This is a genomic window from Paracoccus sp. (in: a-proteobacteria), assembly GCF_046462195.1.
Lineage (GTDB): Bacteria > Pseudomonadota > Alphaproteobacteria > Rhodobacterales > Rhodobacteraceae > Paracoccus.
On record NZ_JBKGUN010000024.1, the window covers coordinates 1 to 4,206 of the forward strand.

General features: G+C 57.7%; 2 protein-coding genes. Both read left to right on the plus strand.

All coding sequences use genetic code 11. The annotated features are described in order from the left end of the window. Positions 1-443 precede the first annotated feature (443 nt). The gene (locus ACLHHB_RS01550) at positions 444-2,732 is read left to right on the plus strand and encodes an Orn/Lys/Arg decarboxylase N-terminal domain-containing protein (protein ID WP_410216522.1); all 2,289 of its coding nucleotides are present in this window, start codon (positions 444-446) and stop codon (positions 2,730-2,732) included. A gap of 1,003 nt (positions 2,733-3,735) precedes the next feature. Further along, on the plus strand, positions 3,736-4,074 hold the full coding sequence (locus ACLHHB_RS01555) for a Hint domain-containing protein (RefSeq protein ID WP_410216523.1): 339 nt from the start codon (positions 3,736-3,738) through the stop codon (positions 4,072-4,074). The last annotated feature ends 132 nt before the right edge of the window (positions 4,075-4,206 follow it).

Here is a 4,206-nt window from a genome sequence, read left to right on the forward strand (position 1 = left end):
GGAGCGAACAAGACAAGACAAGACAAGACAAGACAAGGAACAGACACATGCCCGACTTGCTGCGCAAAGCGGATCCGGAGGACGAGGGCCTTGTATGGGTAATTCGTGTCTGATCCTGCGGATCACGCATCTTGCCTTCATAGCTGAGCAACCCCCCCCCTTGTGAAAGGGGCAGGCGAAGCCAAGGCTTGCGTTCAACTGCGCCAGGTCGACAGGGTCATGTTTGCTGCCTTTGACGAAAATGACCTGAAGGGAGATCCGGCTGATGCCGGCTCTTCAGATTGTCTTGTTTGTTCGCCTCAGCAGGCGAAAACCCCTTTGATCGTTCATCATCCATGCAGGGGTGAGGCAAACGGTCGAGATATGCCTACCGTCTGGGTCTTGACGAACAACGCCGCACCGGAAAGAACGGGCGGCAACGATGCTGATCAAAAGGAAAGCCGATGAAGTTCCGATTTCCCATTGTGATCATCGACGAGGATTTCCGCTCCGAGAATACGTCCGGTCTGGGCATTCGAGCCTTGGCCGGGGCCATCGAACGCGAAGGCTTCGAGGTGCTGGGTGCCACCAGCTATGGTGATCTGTCGCAGTTCGCCCAACAGCAGAGCCGCGCCTCGGCGTTTGTGCTGTCGATCGATGACGAGGAGTTCAGTCCCGGACCCGATCTTGACCCTGTTGTCCTGAATCTGCGCAGTTTCATCGAGGAGGTGCGCTGGAAGAATGCCGATGTTCCCATCTTCCTCCATGGCGAGACCAAGACGTCCCGCCACTTGCCCAACGACATCCTGCGCGAATTGCACGGCTTCATCCACATGTTCGAGGATACGCCGGAGTTCGTGGCTAAACACATCATCCGTGAAGCCAAAACCTATCTCGAGGGCATTCAGCCACCGTTCTTCAAGGCGCTGCTCGATTACGCCGAAGATGGGTCCTATTCATGGCATTGCCCTGGGCATTCAGGGGGCGTGGCCTTTCTGAAAAGCCCGATCGGGCAGATGTATCACCAGTTCTATGGTGAAAACATGTTGAGGGCCGATGTCTGCAACGCGGTGGAGGAGCTGGGCCAGCTGTTGGACCATAACGGTGCCATCGGTGCATCGGAGCGCAATGCCGCGCGGATCTTCAATGCCGATCACTGCTTCTTCGTGACCAACGGAACGTCGACGTCCAACAAGATGGTCTGGCATCATGCCGTCGCTCCGGGTGATGTGGTGGTCGTGGATCGCAACTGTCACAAGTCGATCCTGCACGCGATCATCATGACCGGCGCGATCCCGGTCTTTCTGCGGCCCACCCGTAACCATTGGGGCATCATCGGTCCCATTGCCCGCTCCGAGTTCGAGCCCGAGTCAATCCGGGCCAAGATCCGGATGAACCCGCTGCTCCAGGACGTGGATGCCGATGCGGTGAAGCCCCGGATCATGACCCTGACCCAATCGACCTATGACGGCGTCCTCTACAACACGGAGGAAATCAAGCGGCTGCTCGACGGCTATGTCGATAACCTGCATTTCGACGAGGCTTGGATCCCTCATGCTGCATTCCATCCCTTTTACGGGACCTATCACGCGATGGGCCGCAAGCGCGAACGGACCAAGCATGCGCTGACCTATGCCACCCAGTCGATCCACAAGCTGTTGGCGGGTATTTCGCAGGCCAGTCATGTTCTTGTCCAGGACTCTGAGGAAACCAAGCTGGACAGACATCTGTTCAATGAATCCTATTTGATGCATACCTCGACCAGCCCGCAGTATTCGATCATCGCAAGCTGTGACGTGGCGGCCGCGATGATGGAGCCGCCGGGCGGCACCGCCCTTGTCGAGGAATCTATCCTCGAGGCGCTGGATTTCCGTCGGTCCATGCGCAAGGTCGATGAGGAATTCGGCGAGAACGACTGGTGGTTCAGGGTCTGGGGCCCTGATGAACTGGTCGAAGAGGGTATCGGCCGCACCAAGGACTGGGTGCTGCGCCGCACCGATTCCGAAGGGGTCCAGCGCGATGGCGAGGATAGCTGGCACGGCTTTGGCGACATGGCCCCCGGCTTCAACATGCTGGATCCGATCAAGGCCACGATCATCACGCCGGGTCTGGATATCGAAGGGCGTTTCGACAGCACGGGTATCCCGGCCTCGATCGTGTCCAAGTATCTGGCGGAACATGGCGTGGTGGTGGAAAAGACTGGCCTCTACAGTTTCTTCATCCTGTTCACCATCGGCATCACCAAAGGCCGCTGGAACACGCTTGTTGCAGCCTTGCAGCAGTTCAAGGACGATTACGATCGCAACCAGCCACTCTGGCGCGTGATGCCGGAATTCTGTGCCAAGCACCCGCGCTATGAAGGAATGGGGCTGCGCGAGTTGAGCCAGCATGTCCATTCGCTTTATGCGAAATACGACGTCGCGCGTTTGTCGACCGAAATCTACCTGACGGATCACCATCCGGCCATGACGCCTTCCGAGGCATTTTCGCACATCGCGCGCCGCAAGACACAGCGTGTACCCATCGACGAGTTGGAGGGCCGGATCACGACAAGTCTCGTGACCCCCTATCCGCCGGGAATCCCGCTCCTGATCCCGGGGGAAACGTTCAATGCCAAGATCGTGGACTATTTGCGTTTCAATCGCGAATTTGCGCGGGAGTGCCCGGGTTTCGAGACGGACATCCACGGTCTGGTGCAGGAAACCGGTTCTGACGGGGTGGTGCGTCATTACGCGGACTGCGTGATGTCGTGACACAAGGCTGACTGAAACGGCAGCTTGTCCTAATGCTGCCGACGCAACTTTGCCAGGGATGGCAAGGCCGTTGCCGAAGTTCCCGTAGGACATGCTTTGAGTGGCCTGCGGAGTGGAGGCCCTTGTATCTGGCTCTTTGAGCTTATGGAAATGAAGGGCTGAGAGACGGCTGCCACCCTGATGTTTCGGCCGAAATTTTGCAAGGGTAAAGCGTCATCAAAGCCGGCATTACGTTCCAAATCGCGCAACTGTGCCTTTTTACAGAGATGCTAGCGAACCCGGCACTGGATGCGTCTGCAGCGCATGCGGCTGGCAATCTGTTTTAGGTGTCTATCCTGAATTCAGAGCGCGCTCAATCCGATTACGCGCCCGTTTGCGTTGCTGTGTCCAGCGTCTATTCAAGACGGTTTACGCCGCAAGGCACCAGCGACGGTTTAACTCAGGACTTTGCTCTCATGGCAGTGGTTGCGCCGCAGCCAGCAAAAGATGGCTGAGCGGAGCGCCCGAACTTGCGCGCCATTTCCTCAGGGCTCAGCGTCGTCCGCCGCTAGCGCTCAATCCCGCGTTCCTTAAGAAGAAACAGGTGAACCTGACCTTCATCTTGCGATCCTGTCACGGTCAACCCCAGCCAGGCATGGGAGATTGGTCCCGGACCGCGCGCACCCTTGACCTCTGATGTTGTCGCCACTCTGGAATGTGGCGCGCTCTGATCTTCAAACAGGTCGCTGCCGATGCGACGTTTGGTAGCCGGCCCCGGCGCTCTTTCTCATGAAAAGCTGTCGGGAGGGGCTGGCGGTGCCGACATTCGTGATGTCACCGCGGGACAATCCAAATCCGCACTGACATATTCGATCTGCCGACAGCGAGGGCTGGGAAACGGCTTCAGCCGCGCATCGATTAGCGCGTCTTTCCACCCATCTCGTTTTGCCGCGATGCGGTTCCCATCGCCGCATACCGGCCGCTGTGCCTGTCAAACGGCCCGATCCGTCGCAGGATTGGTGCCTTGTTAAACGATCGCATGGGCCAGCGCCTCGATCAGGCGCTTGTTCTCCGTTACCAAGATGCGGGTACGCGCTACCGGGCAAAGGTCAAGCGTGCCATTCGGTACCGAGTTTTGGAAAGCTGTTCCAGCCGCGACCTGATCGTGTTGCCACTGCATAGGTTCTTCGCCCGCTTGCAGATTACGGCCCGGATGTTCCGCACAAAGGAGGTTCTGACTGCTGCCAAACATTTGGCTTGTCTCTTGGGCATCCACATCGTGAAGAACTGCGGCGTGATCACCTATGTACACTTCATGTGCAAGCATCATCAGAGTTGTCTCATTCAGGAGCCGAAGCATTGAAGGGCGACCAGTTGCCTGCCGGCAAGAGATCATGACCATGTTTCCTGATCTAGGCCGTGCTGACGAAAGGGATTCACCGGGCGAGCTGATCGTGATGCAAGCTGTTATCTGCGATGGAGGTCGGCTTGGCAC